The organism is Aquimarina sp. Aq107, assembly GCF_943733665.1.
GTDB lineage: Bacteria > Bacteroidota > Bacteroidia > Flavobacteriales > Flavobacteriaceae > Aquimarina.
On the sequence record NZ_OX030782.1, the window covers coordinates 3,429,150 to 3,453,982 of the forward strand.

Here is a 24,833-nt window from a genome sequence, read left to right on the forward strand (position 1 = left end):
GATATTTAACTCGAAATAATTTTCTATTCTTATTAGAAATATATCCAATAAAAAAAATCCCAACTCCTTTAGGAATTGGGACTTACACTATTAAGAGCCGATGGAGGGACTCGAACCCACGACCTGCTGATTACAAATCAGCTGCTCTAGCCAGCTGAGCTACATCGGCAAAGCGGTTGCAAATATAATTTCTGAAATCATATTTGCAAATACTTTTTTAAAAAAATTATAATGAATTTACTTTTTCAGCTAAAGACTTCGCTGTTTTTTCTAAATCTTCTTTGATAGATTTAAAGTGTTTTGCCGCATTTTCTACATTACGATCACTAACTCTTGCCATAAAAGCATCAAAAGAGTTGATTGCCTCATCTATAATAACTTCTCCTGCCTTTTTATCTTTATCTGGATTATTCTCTTCCCAGATGTATACTTCTTCTATGATATCCCCTAATACGTAGTTAATATCTTTCTTAAGATTTCTTTTATTTGCCATTTTCTAAAATATTTTATGCAAAATTAGTCTTTTAAACCATTTATCAAACGGTTTTACTTTTAAATATAGACTTGTAGTAGTTTTGCCCCTTCAGAAATCAAGTTAATTTCTTTTATCGAAGCGGGAACTAAAATTGTCTCTCCAACAGCAATAGTAACTTTTTGAGACCCATTTATCAACTGAGCTTTACCTTTTACACACATATATATTACAAAAGAATCTAATTTAGTATGTGACATAGAAATTTCTTTATCCACTTCTACAAGATTCGTAATAAAGTGTGGACATTGAACTAAATCAGTTATTTGATTATTTTTTGAAGTATACTCTACTTTATAATCAGAATTATTATTAAAATCAATTGCCTCTAAAGCATCTTGTTGATGTAATTCTCTGTAGTTACCATCAGAATCTTTACGATCCCAATCATAAACTCGATAAGTAATATCAGATGTTTGCTGTATTTCTGCTAACAGCACTCCTTTTCCTATTGCGTGTATCAACCCTGAATACACAAAAAATGTATCTCCTTCGGTAACCGACTCATAATGCAAAATATCTTTGATGGTCTTATCGGCAACATGTTTTTGATATAATTCAGAATTTACTTTTTGATTAAAGCCAATTATAATATTAGCTCCTTCATCTGCTTGAGTAATATACCACATCTCCGTTTTACCTAATGAATTATGCTTCGCTTTAGCGATTTCGTCACCGGGATGCAACTGCACAGAAAGATCCTGTTTAGCATCTATAAATTTTATTAGCAAAGGAAATTTTGCTCCAAATCTATCAAAGTTCTTTTGTCCTATCAATTCTTCTTGATAATTAACCAAAAGTTCTTTTAGTGTTTTTCCTTCAAATTCACCATTAATAACAACCGAACAATCTCCTTCTACATCACTTATCTCCCAACTTTCTCCAACAAAAGAACCCTCAGGTTTCTTTCCTAAAAGATTATTTAATTTGGTGCCTCCCCATATTTTTTCCTTTAAAATGGGCTGAAACTTAAGCATGTAAAGTGAATCGTTACTCATTCATTATTTTTTTGACAGTTCTAATGGCTTGTTTTAAATGTTTCGAAGCGTTAATGCTATTAAATTTTAACCTAATTACGCCTTCTTTATCTATAACATATGTTTCTCTTCCCGGTAATACTCCAAACAAACCTGACTTAACACCAAAAAGCTTTCTTAAACTACCGTCGGCATCTGATAAAAAAATAAAAGGTAAATTATATTTATTTTTAAATCTTTCGTGAGATTTTACATTATCGGCACTTATTCCTATTACTTCTACCCCTTCTTTTTTAAAATCTTCGTAACTATCTCTAAAATCACAAGCTTCTTTTATGCAACCAGGAGTAAAATTTTTAGGATAAAAATAAATTACCAATGGGGTTTGACCAATATAATCTACGCTATGAAAATCACCCCCATCATCTTTGATTGCAGTAAATTGGGGAATTTTGCTTCCTAATTCTAAGGCCATAAATAATTTTATTTACCGTCGTATATTACATAATTCCGTGGAGTTTCGAATAATGTAACTTCGATATCATACCTTAAATCTAGCTTTTTACGAAGTCTATTCCAAATTACAAAGGCGATATTTTCCGCAGTTGGATTTAATTTTTTAAATTCTTCTACCTCTTCATTAAGGTTTTTATGATCCATATAATCTTCGACTTCAGACTTAATATAATCTTTTAAAATCTTTAAATCTATTAAGAAACCTGTTTCTGGATCCACATCTCCTATGACGGCTACTACTAATTCATAGTTATGCCCGTGATATCTAGGATTACTGCATTTTCCGAAAATTTGAGTATTCTTTTCATCTGTCCAATCTTTTCTATACAATCTATGTGCAGCATTAAAATGCGCTTTTCTACAAGCTTTTATTCTCATATTACTATATGTTCATAAAATTTATCAAAAATGATCTTAAACCAAGCCGTATAATCATTAGGATTCTCAATAATATCCTTCTTTACATCTTCTATAGGCATCCATTTCCAATCCGACACTTCATCTGGATTGATAATAGGATCCTCTTCATACTGACCAACTAACACATGATCCAACTCATGTTCTGTAAGTCCATTATCAAAAGGTGCTTTATATATAAATGATATTGTTTCTTTAAGAGGCGTAGTAAATCCCATTTCTTCCTCTAATCTTCTTGTTCCAGCCTGAATATTACTTTCTCCTTCTCGTTGATGACTACAACAAGTGTTCGTCCATAAACTTGGTGAATGGTACTTGTGATGAGCTCTTTGTTGCAACATTAATTCTTTTTTGTTATTAAGAATAAATACTGAAAATGCTCTATGTAATATAGCTTTCTCGTGTGCTTCAAGCTTAGGCATTAAACCAATTTGCTCATCATTTTCGTTAACTAAAATGACTTTTTCTTCTTTCATTGCTTTGTATTGGCTCAAAGCTACGAAATCGTAATAGCAATTCATAATCTATGCATTTTTTGACATAAAATAAAGAATTGTTTACCCATATAATAAAAAAACACCTTAACTATATAAGGTGTTTTTTTTAAAATTAATACGGTTTTTTCTATTAAACCATAGTAAGCATATCTATTACTTAACGATTATAAATTCGCTTCGTCTATTTAACTGATATTCTGATTTTTTACAGTTAGAATCATTTCCACAATCGTTAACTGGTTGTGTTTCTCCATATCCTTTACTAGTCAATCTGTCTGCCGCGATTCCCTTAGCTACCATATATTTTACGGTAGATTTAGCTCTTTCGTCAGATAACCAAAGGTTATAATCATCATTTCCATGACTATCGGTATGAGACCTTACATCAATTTTCATATTTGGATATTGATTCATTACTTCGATAACTTTCGCTAATTCTATAGCAGCATCAGGACGAATATAATGTTGATCAAAATCAAAGTAAATAGGATTTAACGATAACACTTTAGCAAGATCATCCCCTACATCAGCAGTTTTGATCTTTTTCTCTAACAATAATGGTACATCTAAAGTTTCTGTCTTTCCTGGAGTACTCACTAACTTTTCTAATGTCAAATACTCTTCTTTTTCTGCACGTACGAAGTACTTAGAACTACATTTAACTACATGGCTATAAGATGCATCATCTCCGACAATAAAGCTTTCTAATAAATTATTACTACTATCATAGATTGAAACTTTCGCTCCAGAAAGTAATTCTTGAGTATCCTTATCCTTAACAACACCCGTAATAGTGATCTCACAGAAACTTTTAAGATCTTCTAACTGCAGAAAGCTATAAATATCATCTTTCCCTCTTCCGCCTTCTCTATTTGAAGAAAAATATCCTCTTTTAGACTCATCATCTACAATAAAAGCAAAATCGTCATCAGGGCTATTCACAGGTTTACCTATGTTAACAACTAACTTTTCTTCATCTGTTTGAGGGTTTAATCGAGTTACATAAACATCTAAACCACCAAGTCCAATATGACCATCTGAAGCAAAGTATAAATCATTATTAATACTAACGAAAGGAAAAGTTTCTTTTCCTTCTGTATTAATTCTGTTTCCTAAGTTTTTAGGTTCTCCGAAACTCCCATCAGAATTAATTGCTATTTCATAAATATCTGACTGACCTTCTCCTCCAGGCATATCCGAAGAGAAATACAGTGTTTTCTCATCTAGACTTAACGTTGGATGTGCAGTGGAGTATTGATCACTATTAAACGGTAAATTTTGTGGAGTCGTCCAACTACCTTGAGTATTTTTATAAGATCGATAAATTTTTAATCGATTAGTTCCTTTCTTATCGCTACCGTATTTTCTACCGTCATAGTTATTTCTTGTAAAATAAACTGTATTACCATCTTTAGAAAAAATAGGTGTAGACTCGTGAAACTTACTATTTATCTTGCTGTCAAATTTTTCAATTTCAGAAAGTTCCCCATTAGTAGGATTATATTCTGCTCTATACAGGTCTAAAAATGGTTCTTCATTCCATTGGTGAAGCGTTTTCTTAAATAGAAGAGTATCTCTCGAGGAACTAAAAACTATAAATCTTCCGAAAAAAGCCGAACCAAAATCAGTATATGAAGAATTAATAGAAGAATTCTCTATCTCAAATCTTCCTGATTGGAAATCTATTCTTTTAAGGTAGTTAGGTTCTTCTTCAAACAATTGCGCTCTTTGGTCATCGGAACTAGCTTCTACAAACTTATTCATAAACACATCAGCATCATCATACCTTCCTACAGATTTTAAGGTTTGAGCGTATCTGAAATAATATTCAGGTTCTACTTCATTTGGATAGGAATTTACCAATTCTTCGTACCACTTAGAAGCTTCTTCGAATTGACTATTAAAATAGTAGCTATTTCCTAGATTCTTATAAAGATCTGCACTTTTATACCCTTTCTTAACTACTTTAAGATATGTCTCTTGAGCATTAATATATTCATATTTATCATATTGACTTTGAGCAGTCTTCAATTTTCTTTCTTGAGAAAATGTAGCACCTACAAAGAAAAACACAACAAAAACAAATACTAATTTGTGTAATAATCCCTTCATTTTATTTTGGCTATATATTGTATATTATAAAAATAACTAATCTAAACTCTATAATTAATCAGAAAAACGATGTATTCTAATTAAAAGAAACGAGGAGTTAGCATTCTGTTATACTTTCTGAATAATTCAAAACGTAACATAACTTCATAACTTCCATCATTAAACTGTGTTCTACCCAATTCTGTAGATTCCTTATCATATGCAAATCCGATCATTAAAGAATCTGATACCTGGAACCCAGCCATCGCACTAAATGCTGCACTCCATCTATATCCTACTCCAAGAGTAAGTTTATCATACAACAAGAAGTTAGCTGATAAATCTACTTGCAGCGGAGCTCCAAAAACTAACTTACTTAAAATCGCTGGTTTAAACTTTACGGTATCACTTAGATCAAAAACATGACCTGCTATTAAATAATAATTAATTCGTTCTTCTGCTATAAATGAGGAATTCCCATTACTATCTATCGCTGCACTTTCATCAAAATGATCTGTTTCTAATAAATTAGGAGCACTTAATCCTAAATAGAACTTATCAGTATGATAATAAATACCTGCACCTACATTAGGGCTAAATTTGTTATCTATATTTCCATTATTAAAAAGAGGATCTCCAGTATCAAACTGTGACAAACGATCAAAATCTACATTTAATAAATGTCCACCTGCTTTTATTCCAAAACTTAATTTTCCAGTATCCGAAGTAGGAATCGTATAAGAAAAATCAATATCAAAATATGTTTCATCAGTTGGTCCAATCTCGTCATTTACAATTGACAAACCTAACCCAACTCGATTATTATCTCCTATAGGTGTATTTAGAGTTAATGTTTGAGTACGTGGAGCTCCATCAAGTCCTACCCATTGACTACGATGTAAACCCATTATACTCATAACTCCTCGACTACCCGCATAAGCAGGATTTACACTAATAGTATTATACATATACTGAGTATACTGAGCGTCTTGTTGGGCAACAGCATAATTGGAAATTAAGCTACACACAATCAGCATAAATATTGTTAATAGTCTATTCATAAGTATTATAATTTGATTTAGGGAATAACAAATATATACTATTCCAAATATAAATTTATCTGTTAATATATAAGTAACCTGCTTTATATGTATTTACTCCTCTCGCATTTATGTATTCTAAGACATAGTAATAGGTACCTACAGGTAATTTATTATTCTGCGAAATAGTAACTCTACCATTACTTATTCCTGTAAATAATTCTACACCTGGTTGTTCATAACCATCTTCTTCAAATACCTGAACTCCCCATCTGTTATAGATTCTTAATGTATTATCTGGGAAGTTTCTTAAACCTACAATCCTGAAATCATCATTGATTCCATCTCCATTAGGAGTTATACCTGTATAGATTATGATTGGATCATCAGGATCTGTAAATACTCCTTCGATAATTGTTACCGTTTCATCTTCTGCATCTCCGTCATTATCAAGATCTACATCTGTTGTATCTGTAGGATCATCAGAAAGATCAATAACATCATCTCCATTTGGATCCTGACCAGTCACTGTAGCTTGGTTTATAACTTCTCCTAAAAGAACATCCTCTGCCGTTAATACATAAGTAGCAGTAAATGTGGTCATATCTATCTCGCCAACTGCTAAATCTATTGGACCTCCAGTAACAACAATACCCTCCAATGGATCAGTAAGAACAATATTAGTAACATCAACATTACCTGTGTTCTCTACCGTAAAGGTGTACTGAATCTCATCGCCTACATTTGGAAGATCATCACCATTAACATCAACATAAAAACCTGTCTTAGTTAAAGCTAAATTAGGTAGCTGTTCTATATCCGTAATCGTCTCATCATTGGTAGGATCACCATCTCCATTATCATCAACAGTCTCATCTCCATTATCAGATATATCAATAACATCATTGTCATCAGGATCATCTCCAATTACAGTTGCACTATTGATCACTTCACCATTATTAATATCGGTCTGTGTAATCACATACTCTACTGTAGCAATACCTTCTTCACCTGGAGCTAATATTGATGGACTAACAGCAAGATTTGTACTTCCTGTAAGAATATCATCTATAAAGATATTATCAATAGTTACATCTCCTGTATTAGTAACTGTAAAAGTGTATGTAATAACATCTCCTACATTAGAACCGCTAGCTACACCTGTTTTAACTAATGTTAATTCTGGATCTTGACTTAAATCAGTCACCGTGGTATCATTAGTAGGATCTGAATCTGTACTACCATCTCCATCTGGTGTCTCAACAGTCTCATCACCAGCATCAGATACATCACTAACATCATCTGGACCTCCTAATGGACTATCTCCTGTTGCTGTAGCACTGTTCTCTATATAACCTGCATCAATATCAGCCTGAGTAATTGTTTGATTCGCCGTTACTGTTACACTAACTCCTGGTGCTAAACTAACTATTGGACTACCTACAATACTTCCTGCATCTGCATTATCATCAGTGATCTCAATATTTGTCAAAGTAACATTACCTGTATTGGTAACCACAATATCATATTCGATTACATCATTCAATACAGATCCAGCAACTCTAACTGTCTTGATAACACTTAGACTTGGTGATGGTGTAAAGGTAGTCACCGTTGTATCATTAGTAGGATCTGAATCTGTACTACCATCTCCATCTGGTGTCTCAACAGTCTCATCACCGGCATCAGATACATCACTAACATCATCTGGACCTCCTAATGGACTATCTCCTGTTGCTGTAGCACTGTTCTCTATATAACCTGCATCAATATCAGCCTGAGTAATTGTTTGATTCGCCGTTACTGTTACACTAACTCCTGGTGCTAGACTAACTATTGGGCTACCTACAATACTTCCTGCATCTGCATTATCATCAGTGATCTCAATATCTGTCAAAGTAACATTACCTGTATTGGTAACCACAATATCATATTCGATTACATCATTTAATACAGATCCTGCAACTCTAACTGTCTTGATAACACTTAGATTTGGTGATGGTGTAAAGGTAGTCACCGTTGTATCATTAGTAGGATCTGAATCTGTACTACCATCTCCATCTGGTGTCTCAACAGTCTCATCACCAGCATCGGATACATCACTAACATCATCTGGACCTCCTAATGGACTATCTCCTGTTGCTGTAGCACTGTTCTCTATATAACCTGCATCAATATCAGCCTGAGTAATTGTTTGATTCGCCGTTACTGTTACACTAACTCCTGGTGCTAAACTAACTATTGGACTACCTACAATACTTCCTGCATCTGCATTATCATCAGTGATCTCAATATTTGTCAAAGTAACATTACCTGTATTGGTAACCACAATATCATATTCGATTACATCATTCAATACAGATCCAGCAACTCTAACTGTCTTGATAACACTTAGACTTGGTGATGGTGTAAAGGTAGTCACCGTTGTATCATTAGTAGGATCTGAATCTGTACTACCATCTCCATCTGGTGTCTCAACAGTCTCATCACCGGCATCAGATACATCACTAACATCATCTGGACCTCCTAATGGACTATCTCCTGTTGCTGTAGCACTGTTCTCTATATAACCTGCATCAATATCAGCCTGAGTAATTGTTTGATTCGCCGTTACTGTTACACTAACTCCTGGTGCTAGACTAACTATTGGGCTACCTACAATACTTCCTGCATCTGCATTATCATCAGTGATCTCAATATCTGTCAAAGTAACATTACCTGTATTGGTAACCACAATATCATATTCGATTACATCATTTAATACAGATCCTGCAACTCTAACTGTCTTGATAACACTTAGATTTGGTGATGGTGTAAAGGTAGTCACCGTTGTATCATTAGTAGGATCTGAATCTGTACTACCATCTCCATCTGGTGTCTCAACAGTCTCATCACCAGCATCGGATACATCACTAACATCATCTGGACCTCCTAATGGACTATCTCCTGTTGCTGTAGCACTGTTCTCTATATAACCTGCATCAATATCAGCCTGAGTAATTGTTTGATTCGCCGTTACTGTTACACTAACTCCTGGTGCTAAACTAACTATTGGGCTACCTACAATACTTCCTGCATCTGCATTATCATCAGTGATCTCAATATTTGTAAGCGTCACATTACCTGTATTGGTAACCACAATATCGTACTCAATTACATCATTTAATACAGATCCTGTAACTCTAACTGTCTTGATAACACTTAGATTTGGAACGTCAGGCGTAGCACTCGTCTCATCATCCTCAACAGGTGCATCTGTATCTGGAGTAGCATCTGGACTACTGTCTAGATCAAAATTATCACTCGCCGTAATCTCTGCAAAGTTTGTATAGTTTCCAGTAGCTGTAACTACTGCAGTATAGGTCAATACTAAACTCATTCCTGAGTTAATCGATAACCCACTCCAACTAATCAATCCACCACTCTCACTTCCACTATCACTAATACTACTAATAGTCGTATATCCATCTGGAACCGTATCTCCTACGCCAACACCCGTAGCATTGTTAGGACCTGCATTGGTTACTGTAACACTAAAAGTAACTGTATCTCCAACACTAATCACTGTATCAGTATCTGCATCGGTAGTTAATACTACACTCTTAGCAATACTTAAATCACTTACTGGAGCAACTCCTGGGTCTGCATCATCTTGGTCATCCTCCGCCAATACATCATTGTTCGGTGTACTGTCTGGATCAAAATTATCACTAGCCGTTACTTCAGCTACATTCACATAAGTACCCGTAGCATTTACCGTAGCTATTATCGTTAAGGTAGCATTACCACTCGTATTTATAGTACCAACATCCCAAACTCCGGTACCTACTGTATAGGTACCTTGACTTACCGTTGGGGTACCTACAATCGTATAACCAGTTGGAACCTGATCGGTTACTTCAACTCCAGTTGCATTTGCAGAACCGCCATTGCTTACGGTTACTGTAAAGGTAACGGTATCTCCTGCAGTAGCAGTCGTACTACCATCTGCATCCGTTGTTAACACAACACCTTTGGTAAGCGATACATCACTTACTGGAGCAACTCCTGGGTCTGCATCATCTTGGTCATCCTCCGCCAATACATCATTATTCGGTGTACTGTCTGGATCAAAATTATCACTAGCCGTTACTTCAGCTACATTCACATAAGTACCCGTAGCATTTACCGTAGCTATTATCGTTAAGGTAGCATTACCACTCGTATTTATCGTGCCAACATCCCAAACTCCGGTACCTACTGTATAAGTACCTTGACTTACCGTTGGGGTACCTACAATCGTATAACCAGTTGGAACCTGATCGGTTACTTCAACTCCAGTTGCATTTGCAGAACCGCCATTGCTTACGGTTACTGTAAAGGTAACGGTATCTCCTGCAGTAGCAGTCGTACTACCATCTACATCCGTTGTTAACACAACACCTTTGGTAAGCGATACATCACTTACTGGAGCAACTCCTGGGTCTGCATCATCTTGGTCATCCTCCGCCAATACATCATTATTCGGTGTACTGTCTGGATCAAAATTATCACTAGCCGTTACTTCAGCTACATTCACATAAGTACCCGTAGCATTTACCGTAGCTATTATCGTTAAGGTAGCATTACCACTCGTATTTATAGTACCAACATCCCAAACTCCGGTACCTACTGTATAGGTACCTTGACTTACCGTTGGGGTACCTACAATCGTATAACCAGTTGGAACCTGATCGGTTACTTCAACTCCAGTTGCATTTGCAGAACCGCCATTGCTTACGGTTACTGTAAAGGTAACGGTATCTCCTGCAGTAGCAGTCGTACTACCATCTGCATCCGTTGTTAAAACAACACCTTTGGTAAGCGATACATCACTTACTGGAGCAACTCCTGGGTCTGCATCATCTTGGTCATCCTCCGCCAATACATCATTATTCGGTGTACTGTCTGGATCAAAATTATCACTAGCCGTTACTTCAGCTACATTCACATAAGTACCCGTAGCATTTACCGTAGCTATTATCGTTAAGGTAGCATTACCACTCGTATTTATCGTGCCAACATCCCAAACTCCGGTACCTACTGTATAGGTACCTTGACTTACCGTTGGGGTACCTACAATCGTATAACCAGTTGGAACCTGATCGGTTACTTCAACTCCAGTTGCATTTGCAGAACCGCCATTGCTTACGGTTACTGTAAAGGTAACGGTATCTCCTGCAGTAGCAGTCGTACTACCATCTGCATCCGTTGTTAAAACAACACCTTTGGTAAGCGATACATCACTTACTGGAGCAACTCCTGGGTCTGCATCATCTTGGTCATCCTCCGCCAATACATCATTATTCGGTGTACTGTCTGGATCAAAATTATCACTAGCCGTTACTTCAGCTACATTCACATAAGTACCCGTAGCATTTACCGTAGCTATTATCGTTAAGGTAGCATTACCACTCGTATTTATCGTGCCAACATCCCAAACTCCGGTACCTACTGTATAGGTACCTTGACTTACCGTTGGGGTACCTACAATCGTATAACCAGTTGGAACCTGATCGGTTACTTCAACTCCAGTTGCATTTGCAGAACCGCCATTGCTTACGGTTACTGTAAAGGTAACGGTATCTCCTGCAGTAGCAGTCGTACTACCATCTGCATCCGTTGTTAACACAACACCTTTGGTAAGCGATACATCACTTACTGGAGCAACTCCTGGGTCTGCATCATCTTGGTCATCCTCCGCCAATACATCATTATTCGGTGTACTGTCTGGATCAAAATTATCACTAGCCGTTACTTCAGCTACATTCACATAAGTACCCGTAGCATTTACCGTAGCTATTATCGTTAAGGTAGCATTACCACTCGTATTTATAGTACCAACATCCCAAACTCCGGTACCTACTGTATAGGTACCTTGACTTACCGTTGGGGTACCTACAATCGTATAACCAGTTGGAACCTGATCGGTTACTTCAACTCCAGTTGCATTTGCAGAACCGCCATTGCTTACGGTTACTGTAAAGGTAACGGTATCTCCTGCAGTAGCAGTTGTACTACCATCTGCATCCGTTGTTAACACAACACCTTTGGTAAGCGATACATCACTTACTGGAGCAACTCCTGGGTCTGCATCATCTTGGTCATCCTCCGCCAATACATCATTATTCGGTGTACTGTCTGGATCAAAATTATCACTAGCCGTTACTTCAGCTACATTCACATAAGTACCCGTAGCATTTACCGTAGCTATTATCGTTAAGGTAGCATTACCACTCGTATTTATAGTACCAACATCCCAAACTCCGGTACCTACTGTATAGGTACCTTGACTTACCGTTGGGGTACCTACAATCGTATAACCAGTTGGAACCTGATCGGTTACTTCAACTCCAGTTGCATTTGCAGAACCGCCATTGCTTACGGTTACTGTAAAGGTAACGGTATCTCCTGCAGTAGCAGTTGTACTACCATCTGCATCCGTTGTTAACACAACACCTTTGGTAAGCGATACATCACTTACTAAACCAACTCCTGGGTCTGCATCATCTTGGTCATCCTCCGCCAATACATCATTATTCGGTGTACTGTCTGGATCAAAATTATCACTAGCCGTTACTTCAGCTACATTCACATAAGTACCCGTAGCATTTACCGTAGCTATTATCGTTAAGGTAGCATTACCACTCGTATTTATAGTACCAACATCCCAAACTCCGGTACCTACTGTATAGGTACCTTGACTTACCGTTGGGGTACCTACAATCGTATAACCAGTTGGAACCTGATCGGTTACTTCAACTCCAGTTGCATTTGCAGAACCGCCATTGCTTACGGTTACTGTAAAGGTAACGGTATCTCCTGCAGTAGCAGTCGTACTACCATCTGCATCCGTTGTTAAAACAACACCTTTGGTAAGCGATACATCACTTACTGGAGCAACTCCTGGGTCTGCATCATCTTGGTCATCCTCCGCCAATACATCATTATTCGGTGTACTGTCTGGATCAAAATTATCACTAGCCGTTACTTCAGCTACATTCACATAAGTACCCGTAGCATTTACCGTAGCTATTATCGTTAAGGTAGCATTACCACTCGTATTTATAGTACCAACATCCCAAACTCCGGTACCTACTGTATAGGTACCTTGACTTACCGTTGGGGTACCTACAATCGTATAACCAGTTGGAACCTGATCGGTTACTTCAACTCCAGTTGCATTTGCAGAACCGCCATTGCTTACGGTTACTGTAAAGGTAACGGTATCTCCTGCAGTAGCAGTTGTACTACCATCTGCATCCGTTGTTAACACAACACCTTTGGTAAGCGATACATCACTTACTGGAGCAACTCCTGGGTCTGCATCATCTTGGTCATCCTCCGCCAATACATCATTATTCGGTGTACTGTCTGGATCAAAATTATCACTAGCCGTTACTTCAGCTACATTCACATAAGTACCCGTAGCATTTACCGTAGCTATTATCGTTAAGGTAGCATTACCACTCGTATTTATAGTACCAACATCCCAAACTCCGGTACCTACTGTATAAGTACCTTGACTTACCGTTGGGGTACCTACAATCGTATAACCAGTTGGAACCTGATCGGTTACTTCAACTCCAGTTGCATTTGCAGAACCGCCATTGCTTACGGTTACTGTAAAGGTAACGGTATCTCCTGCAGTAGCAGTCGTACTACCATCTGCATCCGTTGTTAAAACAACACCTTTGGTAAGCGATACATCACTTACTGGAGCAACTCCTGGGTCTGCATCATCTTGGTCATCCTCCGCCAATACATCATTATTCGGTGTACTGTCTGGATCAAAATTATCACTAGCCGTTACTTCAGCTACATTCACATAAGTACCCGTAGCATTTACCGTAGCTATTATCGTTAAGGTAGCATTACCACTCGTATTTATAGTACCAACATCCCAAACTCCGGTACCTACTGTATAGGTACCTTGACTTACCGTTGGGGTACCTACAATCGTATAACCAGTTGGAACCTGATCGGTTACTTCAACTCCAGTTGCATTTGCAGAACCGCCATTGCTTACGGTTACTGTAAAGGTAACGGTATCTCCTGCAGTAGCAGTCGTACTACCATCTGCATCCGTTGTTAACACAACACCTTTGGTAAGCGATACATCACTTACTAAACCAACTCCTGGGTCTGCATCATCTTGGTCATCCTCCGCCAATACATCATTATTCGGTGTACTGTCTGGATCAAAATTATCACTAGCCGTTACTTCAGCTACATTCACATAAGTACCCGTAGCATTTACCGTAGCTATTATCGTTAAGGTAGCATTACCACTCGTATTTATCGTGCCAACATCCCAAACTCCGGTACCTACTGTATAGGTACCTTGACTTACCGTTGGGGTACCTACAATCGTATAACCAGTTGGAACCTGATCGGTTACTTCAACTCCAGTTGCATTTGCAGAACCGCCATTGCTTACGGTTACTGTAAAGGTAACGGTATCTCCTGCAGTAGCAGTCGTACTACCATCTGCATCCGTTGTTAAAACAACACCTTTGGTAAGCGATACATCACTTACTGGAGCAACTCCTGGGTCTGCATCATCTTGGTCATCCTCCGCCAATACATCATTATTCGGTGTACTGTCTGGATCAAAATTATCACTAGCCGTTACTTCAGCTACATTCACATAAGTACCCGTAGCATTTACCGTAGCTATTATCGTTAAGGTAGCATTACCACTCGTATTTATCGTGCCAACATCCCAAACTCCGGTACCTACTGTATAAGTACCTTGACTTACCGTTGGGGTACCTACAATCGTATAACCAGTTGGAACCTGATCGGTTACTTCAACTCCAGTTGCATTTGCAGAACCGCCATTGCTTACGGTTACTGTAAAGGTAACGGTATCTCCTGCAGTAGCAGTTGTACTACCATCTGCATCCGTTGTTAACACAACACCTTTGGTAAGCGATACATCACTTACTGGAGCAACTCCTGGGTCTGCATCATCTTGGTCATCCTCCGCCAATACATCATTATTCGGTGTACTGTCTGGATCAAAATTATCACTAGCCGTTACTTCAGCTACATTCACATAAGTACCCGTAGCATTTACCGTAGCTATTATCGTTAAGGTAGCATTACCACTCGTATTTATAGTACCAACATCCCAAACTCCGGTACCTACTGTATAGGTACCTTGACTTACCGTTGGGGTACCTACAATCGTATAACCAGTTGGAACCTGATCGGTTACTTCAACTCCAGTTGCATTTGCAGAACCGCCATTGCTTACGGTTACTGTAAAGGTAACGGTATCTCCTGCAGTAGCAGTCGTACTACCATCTGCATCCGTTGTTAACACAACACCTTTGGTAAGCGATACATCACTTACTGGAGCAACTCCTGGGTCTGCATCATCTTGGTCATCCTCCGCCAATACATCATTATTCGGTGTACTGTCTGGATCAAAATTATCACTAGCCGTTACTTCAGCTACATTCACATAAGTACCCGTAGCATTTACCGTAGCTATTATCGTTAAGGTAGCATTACCACTCGTATTTATAGTACCAACATCCCAAACTCCGGTACCTACTGTATAGGTACCTTGACTTACCGTTGGGGTACCTACAATCGTATAACCAGTTGGAACCTGATCGGTTACTTCAACTCCAGTTGCATTTGCAGAACCGCCATTGCTTACGGTTACTGTAAAGGTAACGGTATCTCCTGCAGTAGCAGTTGTACTACCATCTGCATCCGTTGTTAACACAACACCTTTGGTAAGCGATACATCACTTACTGGAGCAACTCCTGGGTCTGCATCATCTTGGTCATCCTCCGCCAATACATCATTATTCGGTGTACTGTCTGGATCAAAATTATCACTAGCCGTTACTTCAGCTACATTCACATAAGTACCCGTAGCATTTACCGTAGCTATTATCGTTAAGGTAGCATTACCACTCGTATTTATAGTACCAACATCCCAAACTCCGGTACCTACTGTATAGGTACCTTGACTTACCGTTGGGGTACCTACAATCGTATAACCAGTTGGAACCTGATCGGTTACTTCAACTCCAGTTGCATTTGCAGAACCGCCATTGCTTACGGTTACTGTAAAGGTAACGGTATCTCCTGCAGTAGCAGTTGTACTACCATCTGCATCCGTTGTTAACACAACACCTTTGGTAAGCGATACATCACTTACTGGAGCAACTCCTGGATCTGCATCATCTTGGTCATCCTCCGCCAATACATCATTATTCGGTGTACTGTCTGGATCAAAATTATCACTAGCCGTTACTTCAGCTACATTCACATAAGTACCCGTAGCATTTACCGTAGCTATTATCGTTAAGGTAGCATTACCACTCGTATTTATAGTACCAACATCCCAAACTCCGGTACCTACTGTATAGGTACCTTGACTTACCGTTGGGGTACCTACAATCGTATAACCAGTTGGAACCTGATCGGTTACTTCAACTCCAGTTGCATTTGCAGAACCGCCATTGCTTACGGTTACTGTAAAGGTAACGGTATCTCCTGCAGTAGCAGTCGTACTACCATCTGCATCCGTTGTTAACACAACACCTTTGGTAAGCGATACATCACTTACTGGAGCAACTCCTGGGTCTGCATCATCTTGGTCATCCTCCGCCAATACATCATTATTCGGTGTACTGTCTGGATCAAAATTATCACTAGCCGTTACTTCAGCTACATTCACATAAGTACCCGTAGCATTTACCGTAGCTATTATCGTTAAGGTAGCATTACCACTCGTATTTATAGTACCAACATCCCAAACTCCGGTACCTACTGTATAGGTACCTTGACTTACCGTTGGGGTACCTACAATCGTATAACCAGTTGGAACCTGATCGGTTACTTCAACTCCAGTTGCATTTGCAGAACCGCCATTGCTTACGGTTACTGTAAAGGTAACGGTATCTCCTGCAGTAGCAGTCGTACTACCATCTGCATCCGTTGTTAACACAACACCTTTGGTAAGCGATACATCACTTACTGAAACCAACTCCTGGGTCTGCATCATCTTGGTCATCCTCCGCCAATACATCATTATTCGGTGTACTGTCTGGATCAAAATTATCACTAGCCGTTACTTCAGCTACATTCACATAAGTACCCGTAGCATTTACCGTAGCTATTATCGTTAAGGTAGCATTACCACTCGTATTTATAGTACCAACATCCCAAACTCCGGTACCTACTGTATAGGTACCTTGACTTACCGTTGGGGTACCTACAATCGTATAACCAGTTGGAACCTGATCGGTTACTTCAACTCCAGTTGCATTTGCAGAACCGCCATTGCTTACGGTTACTGTAAAGGTAACGGTATCTCCTGCAGTAGCAGTTGTACTACCATCTGCATCCGTTGTTAACACAACACCTTTGGTAAGCGATACATCACTTACTGGAGCAACTCCTGGATCTGCATCATCTTGGTCATCCTCCGCCAATACATCATTATTCGGTGTACTGTCTGGATCAAAATTATCACTAGCCGTTACTTCAGCTACATTCACATAAGTACCCGTAGCATTTACCGTAGCTATTATCGTTAAGGTAGCATTACCACTCGTATTTATAGTACCAACATCCCAAACTCCGGTACCTACTGTATAGGTACCTTGACTTACCGTTGGGGTACCTACAATCGTATAACCAGTTGGAACCTGATCGGTTACTTCAACTCCAGTTGCATTTGCAGAACCGCCATTGCTTACGGTTACTGTAAAGGTAACGGTATCTCCTGCAGTAGCAGTCGTACTACCATCTGCATCCGTTGTTAAAACAACACCTTTGGTAAGCGATACATCACTTACTGGAGCAACTCCTGGGTCTGCATCATCTTGGTCATCCTCCGCCAATACATCATTATTCGGTGTACTGTCTGGATCAAAATTATCACTAGCCGTTACTTCAGCTACATTCACATAAGTACCCGTAGCATTTACCGTAGCTATTATCGTTAAGGTAGCATTACCACTCGTATTTATAGTACCAACATCCCAAACTCCGGTACCTACTGTATAGGTACCTTGACTTACCGTTGGGGTACCTACAATCGTATAACCAGTTGGAACCTGATCGGTTACTTCAACTCCAGTTGCATTTGCAGAACCGCCATTGCTTACGGTTACTGTAAAGGTAACGGTATCTCCTGCAGTAGCAGTCGTACTACCATCTGCATCCGTTGTTAACACAACACCTTTGGTAAGCGATACATCACTTACTGGAGCAACTCCTGGGTCTGCATCATCTTGGTCATCCTCCGCCAATACATCATTATTCGGTGTACTGTCTGGATCAAAATTATCACTAGCCGTTACTTCAGCTACATTCACATAAGTACCCGTAGCATTTACCGTAGCTATTATCGTTAAGGTAGCATTACCACTCGTATTTATCGTGCCAACATCCCAAACTCCGGTACCTACTGTATAGGTACCTTGACTTACCGTTGGGGTACCTACAATCGTATAACCAGTTGGAACCTGATCGGTTACTTCAACTCCAGTTGCATTTGCAGAACCGCCATTGCTTACGGTTACTGTAAAGGTAACGGTATCTCCTGCAGTAGCAGTCGTACTACCATCTGCATCCGTTGTTAACACAACACCTTTGGTAAGCGATACATCACTTACTGGAGCAACTCCTGGGTCTGCATCATCTTGGTCATCCTCCGCCAATACATCATTATTCGGTGTACTGTCTGGATCAAAATTATCACTAGCCGTTACTTCAGCTACATTCACATAAGTACCCGTAGCATTTACCGTAGCTATTATCGTTAAGGTAGCATTACCACTCGTATTTATAGTACCAACATCCCAAACTCCGGTACCTACTGTATAAGTACCTTGACTTACCGTTGGGGTACCTACAATCGTATAACCAGTTGGAACCTGATCGGTTACTTCAACTCCAGTTGCATTTGCAGAACCGCCATTGCTTACGGTTACTGTAAAGGTAACGGTATCTCCTGCAGTAGCAGTCGTACTACCATCTGCATCCGTTGTTAACACAACACCTTTGGTAAGCGATACATCACTTACTGGAGCAACTCCTGGGTCTGCATCATCTTGGTCATCCTCCGCCAATACATCATTATTCGGTGTACTGTCTGGATCAAAATTATCACTAGCCGTTACTTCAGCTACATTCACATAAGTACCCGTAGCATTTACCGTAGCTATTATCGTTAAGGTAGCATTACCACTCGTATTTATAGTACCAACATCCCAAACTCCGGTACCTACTGTATAGGTACCTTGACTTACCGTTGGGGTACCTACAATCGTATAACCAGTTGGAACCTGATCGGTTACTTCAACTCCAGTTGCATTTGCAGAACCGCCATTGCTTACGGTTACTGTAAAGGTAACGGTATCTCCTGCAGTAGCAGTTGTACTACCATCTGCATCCGTTGTTAACACAACACCTTTGGTAAGCGATACATCACTTACTAAACCAACTCCTGGGTCTGCATCATCTTGGTCATCCTCCGCCAATACATCATTATTCGGTGTACTGTCTGGATCAAAATTATCACTAGCCGTTACTTCAGCTACATTCACATAAGTACCCGTAGCATTTACCGTAGCTATTATCGTTAAGGTAGCATTACCACTCGTATTTATAGTACCAACATCCCAAACTCCGGTACCTACTGTATAGGTACCTTGACTTACCGTTGGGGTACCTACAATCGTATAACCAGTTGGAACCTGATCGGTTACTTCAACTCCAGTTGCATTTGCAGAACCGCCATTGCTTACGGTTACTGTAAAGGTAACGGTATCTCCTGCAGTAGCAGTCGTACTACCATCTGCATCCGTTGTTAAAACAACACCTTTGGTAAGCGATACATCACTTACTGGAGCAACTCCTGGGTCTGCATCATCTTGGTCATCCTCCGCCAATACATCATTGTTCGGTGTACTGTCTGGATCAAAATTATCACTAGCCGTTACTTCAGCTACATTCACATAAGTACCCGTAGCATTTACCGTAGCTATTATCGTTAAGGTAGCATTACCACTCGTATTTATAGTACCAACATCCCAAACTCCGGTACCTACTGTATAGGTACCTTGACTTACCGTTGGGGTACCTACAATCGTATAACCAGTTGGAACCTGATCGGTTACTTCAACTCCAGTTGCATTTGCAGAACCGCCATTGCTTACGGTTACTGTAAAGGTAACGGTATCTCCTGCAGTAGCAGTCGTACTACCATCTGCATCCGTTGTTAAAACAACACCTTTGGTAAGCGATAAATCACTTACTGGAGCAACTCCTGGATCTGCATCATCTTGGTCATCCTCCGCCAATACATCATTATTCGGTGTACTGTCTGGATCAAAATTATCACTAGCCGTTACTTCAGCTACATTCACATAAGTACCCGTAGCATTTACCGTAGCTATTATCGTTAAGGTAGCATTACCACTCGTATTTATAGTACCAACATCCCAAACTCCGGTACCTACTGTATAGGTACCTTGACTTACCGTTGGGGTACCTACAATCGTATAACCAGTTGGAACCTGATCGGTTACTTCAACTCCAGTTGCATTTGCAGAACCGCCATTGCTTACGGTTACTGTAAAGGTAACGGTATCTCCTGCAGTAGCAGTCGTACTACCATCTGCATCCGTTGTTAACACAACACCTTTGGTAAGCGATACATCACTTACTAAACCAACTCCTGGGTCTGCATCATCTTGGTCATCCTCCGCCAATACATCATTGTTCGGTGTACTGTCTGGATCAAAATTATCACTAGCCGTTACTTCAGCTACATTCACATAAGTACCCGTAGCATTTACCGTAGCTATTATCGTTAAGGTAGCATTACCACTCGTATTTATCGTGCCAACATCCCAAACTCCGGTACCTACTGTATAGGTACCTTGACTTACCGTTGGGGTACCTACAATCGTATAACCAGTTGGAACCTGATCGGTTACTTCAACTCCAGTTGCATTATTAGGACCCGCATTATCTACCGTTACTGTAAAGGTAACGGTATCTCCTGCAGTAGCAGTCGTACTACCATCTGCATCCGTTGTTAACACAACACCTTTGGTAAGCGATAAATCACCTGATGGCGGTATCACCGTACAAAAATCAAATCCTCCTATTGCAGAACCGTGTTGAACTGAAGGATTACAAGTAGTACAATTTTGCCACACAATAGTTATACTAGCTATTCCATCAAGGTCTTCAAAATTAACACCTATTTGGTCATCTTGATTATTTACTGAATTCGCATTAGCATCAATAACTCCTGTCCCACTGTTAGAAGTGTAAGAAGGTGTCACAGAATTAGTAAATGTTGGAAAAATTGTATTTCCTAAGCCATCAGTCGCAGTTACCGTAAACAAATCTCCATTTCCAGAACCATTAGCATTAATATGATAAAGATCAAATCCTACAGAATATATATCTGTACTAAATGTTATTGTTTGTGTAATTCCAGTTGCTCCGAAACCAGTTGTAAAATATTCCAATACTTCGTCACCTAAGTTTGCTGTTGCATTAGAATCTACACTAGGACTTACAGTAGAACCTGTTGTAGGCCAAGTACCTAAAGTCCCCGTTTCTCCAGAAAAAGTATGAGTTATATTTATTCCCGATCCATCCACATCAGAAAACGTATTGGTAAGAGCTCCATCAGGAGTCCAATCGAATTGATCTACACCATTAGGTACGAACCCATCCCATACTAAATTATAAACAGTACCACTACAATCAGGATTCTGATGTAATATTACCGGTGCAGGAGCTGTACATATATTTGCTCCACTAGCAGTAACATTAGCATTTGTTCCTAAAGTATAATCTACTCCTGTTTCTGTAACTAAACCTGAACCATCTACTGTTGCAGGATCTATCGAACCAAACTGTCCGCCATCACCTCCATCTGCATTACTATCATTATAGGCTTCATTAGCATCACTACAACCATCATCATCACTATCTGTATCAAATTGATTCGCAATTCCATCTCCATCGGCATCACATAATCTTTGTGTAATCAAAATATCGTCGATTGCAAGATCATTGCCACCGCCTCCAGGTGCATTATTTATTAACACAAATTCTATCGGAGTATTTGCTGAAGGAACAAAGTTTCCAGTAAATTCAAGCCAATCTGATGTTCTTGGTAAATCACCTGTAGAAAAAGTAAAAACAACAGAGCCACCTTGTTCTATATTACAAGTAATATTAGGTAAAACCCTAGTGTTGGTAGAAGGAGGATTTTCAAAATCAAGATTTAAACCCCAAAATGAAATATCAATAGTTTGTCCTTCTTGCACATCAGGAATTGTACGTCTGTAAAATTCTAAACCTGCTGTACTATTTGCATTATAAATTGCCATCCTACCTGTAAAATCAGATGGACCTGTGGTATGATCACCAATAGTTTTCCACACTACCGGGGCAAAATTTGCTGTAGCCTGAATATCCTCAAAAACGGTATATTCTCCATCTTGTAAATCTTCAGGAATACCAGCTCCACTTCCAGAACCAGTACCATCTTCATAACTATAATTTGTAAAATCGGTAGAAACTCTGTTTCCAGTTCCCAAACCAAAATCCTCATCCAACAAAGTAAAGTTTACGAAATCACCTACAGTTCCGCAAGAATTTTCAACTGTATCTAAAATACCATCATTATCATCATCGAGATCATCAATATCTGCTACCCCATCATTATCTGTATCCGCATTTACAGTAACAAATACAGTACCTATATCTGTTTCTGCAGTAAATAAACAGGTACCATTATCTCTAATTGTATATGTAAACGAAGTAGTTCCTGAAAAACCTGGATTAGGAGTAAATGTTATTGTTCCATCTCCATTTAAAATAGCAGAACCATTAGTCGGCTGAGTAATTACTGTTGTTACAATTGACTCTCCTTCTGGATCAAAATCAGCACCATTTCCATTATTCACAAACGGGTCAAATGTTACTGCATCTCCTTCATCAGTCCTAATAAAATCATCTTGAGCAACCGGAGGCTGATTAATCGAAGTTGTAAGTGCCGTTAGTATATTTATAGAACCATTATTAAAATCAGAAGGTACTAATTGCTGTCTTACAACCACCCGACCAGTTGTAGTCCTAGGAAATGCTACTTCAACAACAATAGGAGTATCAGGTCCTCCAGGTAAGCCAAAGTGAACTACTCCGGGTTCCTGTGTACCATGTCCATATCCTCCATTTACTTCTCTTATCCCTGAAATCACATTACCATCACAATCTAAAATTTGTAAGGTAGCACCAACTCCAAATCTTCTTTCCAAATTAAGCAATCCAAATTCATCACGATCTTCTATCACATCTATAAAAAGATGATCCCCTCTAGCCGAAGCTCCTAATTGATTTATATACAATGAATTATTCCCATTTCTATTCATATAAAGATCTAAATCTCCATCTTCATCTAAATCAATAAAAGAACACCCTTCTCCAGAAGTGTTAAAAGTTAAACCAGAGTCAATAAAAGTCATAGCAGGACTTCCATTATTAATCTGATTAAGATATAAGGCACTAGAATTATTACCTGTTAGAAAAATATCTATATCTCCGTCATTATCAACATCTCCACAAGCTAAGCCTTCTATAGCACCTGGGAAATTGATTGGAATACCCGTTCCTGCACCCAATCCTGTCCAGGTTCCATCACCATTATTCCTATGTATTTGGTTATCACCATTTTCAGTCCAAAACAAATCAAAATCTCCATCATTATCAAAATCATAAAACCCTACAGCACCCTTATTACCATTTTGAGCATCATCGATATCAACACCATCTTGAAAAGTTCCACCTAAATTTGTAAAAAGATCTACTTGTCCTCTTTTTCTAGCTACAATATCTACCCACCCATCATTATTAAAGTCTGTTGCGGATCCATAATCACCATCTGTAGCATCCTGAACTAAACCTAAAGGCCAAGTAGTTGGGTCGTTCTGATCGTATGGCGGATTTGGGCTATCTACTCTTCTGGTTACATGTGTAAAAAAACCATTCCCATCGTTCTGAAGAATATCTATACCAAAATTATGATTATCTATAAAAATATCTAAATCTCCATCTCCATCATAATCCAAGGCTCCAGCACCTTCAGAATTAAATTCATTCCCAAAATTACCATCATTAAAAACTTGATTTGGTGTAGTTCCACCAGTACCATTACCAAAACGATTGGTATTAGGATCTTGTAGATAAATATTTGCTTGATTAGAATCATTTCGAAACAAATCTGGATAACCATCATTATTAAAATCCAGAAAAAGAACTTGTCTCTCTAAGGTATTAGAATTAAGATCAGGTGCAAGAGCTGTAGTTTGATCGGAAAATGTTCCCCCATCATTTCTCAGTAAATAACCTTGACCGTTAGTATTGATAACAATATCAAAATCTCCATCAAGATCATAATCGGCCCATCCATGACCTCCATCTTTGTTACCTCCAATATTAAGGTTATAAGAAGCCGAACTTTCTACAAAAGTAGTTTGAGCTTTTAGTTCAGAATTAAGAAACACAATAAAACTAAAGGTCAAAAGACACGTAAACGTACTTTGACCCAACAAGATTTGGGTAATTTTTTTCATATGACGATGGTTTACAACAGTATATAAAAGCTTGGGTATAACCTTTATTTACTATTTATAAATATCTAAATAATATTTATATTTTTTTTAAAATATTACAAATATAC

At 38.7% G+C, this 24,833-nt stretch carries 9 protein-coding genes and 1 tRNA gene; all 10 read right to left on the reverse strand.

The features are described from left to right. Nucleotides 1–95: 95 nt before the first annotated feature. Nucleotides 96–169, reverse strand: a tRNA-Thr gene (locus NMK29_RS14725). A 57-nt stretch (nt 170–226) separates the two neighbouring features. Then, the gene (locus NMK29_RS14730) at nt 227–493 is read right to left on the reverse strand and encodes a hypothetical protein (RefSeq protein WP_027392353.1); all 267 of its coding nucleotides are present in this window, start codon (nt 491–493) and stop codon (nt 227–229) included. A 59-nt stretch (nt 494–552) separates the two neighbouring features. Beyond that, entirely contained in the window at nt 553–1,530 is a 978-nt protein-coding gene (locus NMK29_RS14735; protein ID WP_108803507.1) for a type I phosphomannose isomerase catalytic subunit, read from the reverse strand. Further along, nucleotides 1,523–1,984: a peroxiredoxin gene (locus NMK29_RS14740; RefSeq protein WP_108803506.1), complete on the reverse strand. Its 462-nt coding sequence runs from the start codon at nt 1,982–1,984 to the stop codon at nt 1,523–1,525. Before NMK29_RS14740 ends, NMK29_RS14735 begins: the two co-directional genes overlap by 8 nt. 8 nt (nt 1,985–1,992) lie before the next feature. Then, complete coding sequence (locus tag NMK29_RS14745; protein WP_108803505.1) at nt 1,993–2,403, reverse strand: 6-carboxytetrahydropterin synthase; 411 nt, start codon at nt 2,401–2,403, stop codon at nt 1,993–1,995. Beyond that, nucleotides 2,400–2,918 carry an isopentenyl-diphosphate Delta-isomerase gene (gene idi / locus NMK29_RS14750; RefSeq protein WP_108803504.1) on the reverse strand — a complete coding sequence of 173 codons (519 nt, stop codon included), beginning with the start codon at nt 2,916–2,918 and terminating at the stop codon, nt 2,400–2,402. The genes NMK29_RS14745 and idi overlap by 4 nt, the downstream gene beginning before the upstream one ends. A gap of 174 nt (nt 2,919–3,092) precedes the next feature. Further along, nucleotides 3,093–5,051, reverse strand: a complete 1,959-nt coding sequence (locus tag NMK29_RS14755; RefSeq protein WP_108803503.1) for an OmpA family protein — start codon at nt 5,049–5,051, stop codon at nt 3,093–3,095. Nucleotides 5,052–5,131: 80 nt separating this feature from the next. Continuing rightward, complete coding sequence (locus NMK29_RS14760) at nt 5,132–6,091, reverse strand: type IX secretion system membrane protein PorP/SprF (protein WP_108803502.1); 960 nt, start codon at nt 6,089–6,091, stop codon at nt 5,132–5,134. Nucleotides 6,092–6,146: 55 nt separating this feature from the next. After that, nucleotides 6,147–17,147 carry a gliding motility-associated C-terminal domain-containing protein gene (locus NMK29_RS14765; protein WP_254097226.1) on the reverse strand — a complete coding sequence of 3,667 codons (11,001 nt, stop codon included), beginning with the start codon at nt 17,145–17,147 and terminating at the stop codon, nt 6,147–6,149. After that, nucleotides 17,086–24,726, reverse strand: a complete 7,641-nt coding sequence (locus tag NMK29_RS14770; RefSeq protein WP_254097228.1) for an S-layer family protein — start codon at nt 24,724–24,726, stop codon at nt 17,086–17,088. Before NMK29_RS14770 ends, NMK29_RS14765 begins: the two co-directional genes overlap by 62 nt. Between the last annotated feature and the right edge of the window lie 107 nt (nt 24,727–24,833).

Excerpts from the sequence above, each read along its gene's own strand:
- NMK29_RS14755 (WP_108803503.1), bottom strand. The coding sequence starts at position 5,051 with ATGAAGGGATTATTACACAAATTAGTATTTGTTTTTGTTGTGTTTTTC.
- NMK29_RS14765 (WP_254097226.1), bottom strand. The coding sequence starts at position 17,147 with ATGATGTATTGGCGGAGGATGACCAAGATGATGCAGACCCAGGAGTTG.
- idi (WP_108803504.1), bottom strand. The coding sequence starts at position 2,918 with ATGAAAGAAGAAAAAGTCATTTTAGTTAACGAAAATGATGAGCAAATT.
- NMK29_RS14735 (WP_108803507.1), bottom strand. The coding sequence starts at position 1,530 with ATGAGTAACGATTCACTTTACATGCTTAAGTTTCAGCCCATTTTAAAG.
- NMK29_RS14730 (WP_027392353.1), bottom strand. The coding sequence starts at position 493 with ATGGCAAATAAAAGAAATCTTAAGAAAGATATTAACTACGTATTAGGG.
- NMK29_RS14760 (WP_108803502.1), bottom strand. The coding sequence starts at position 6,091 with ATGAATAGACTATTAACAATATTTATGCTGATTGTGTGTAGCTTAATT.
- NMK29_RS14770 (WP_254097228.1), bottom strand. The coding sequence starts at position 24,726 with ATGAAAAAAATTACCCAAATCTTGTTGGGTCAAAGTACGTTTACGTGT.
- NMK29_RS14745 (WP_108803505.1), bottom strand. The coding sequence starts at position 2,403 with ATGAGAATAAAAGCTTGTAGAAAAGCGCATTTTAATGCTGCACATAGA.
- NMK29_RS14740 (WP_108803506.1), bottom strand. The coding sequence starts at position 1,984 with ATGGCCTTAGAATTAGGAAGCAAAATTCCCCAATTTACTGCAATCAAA.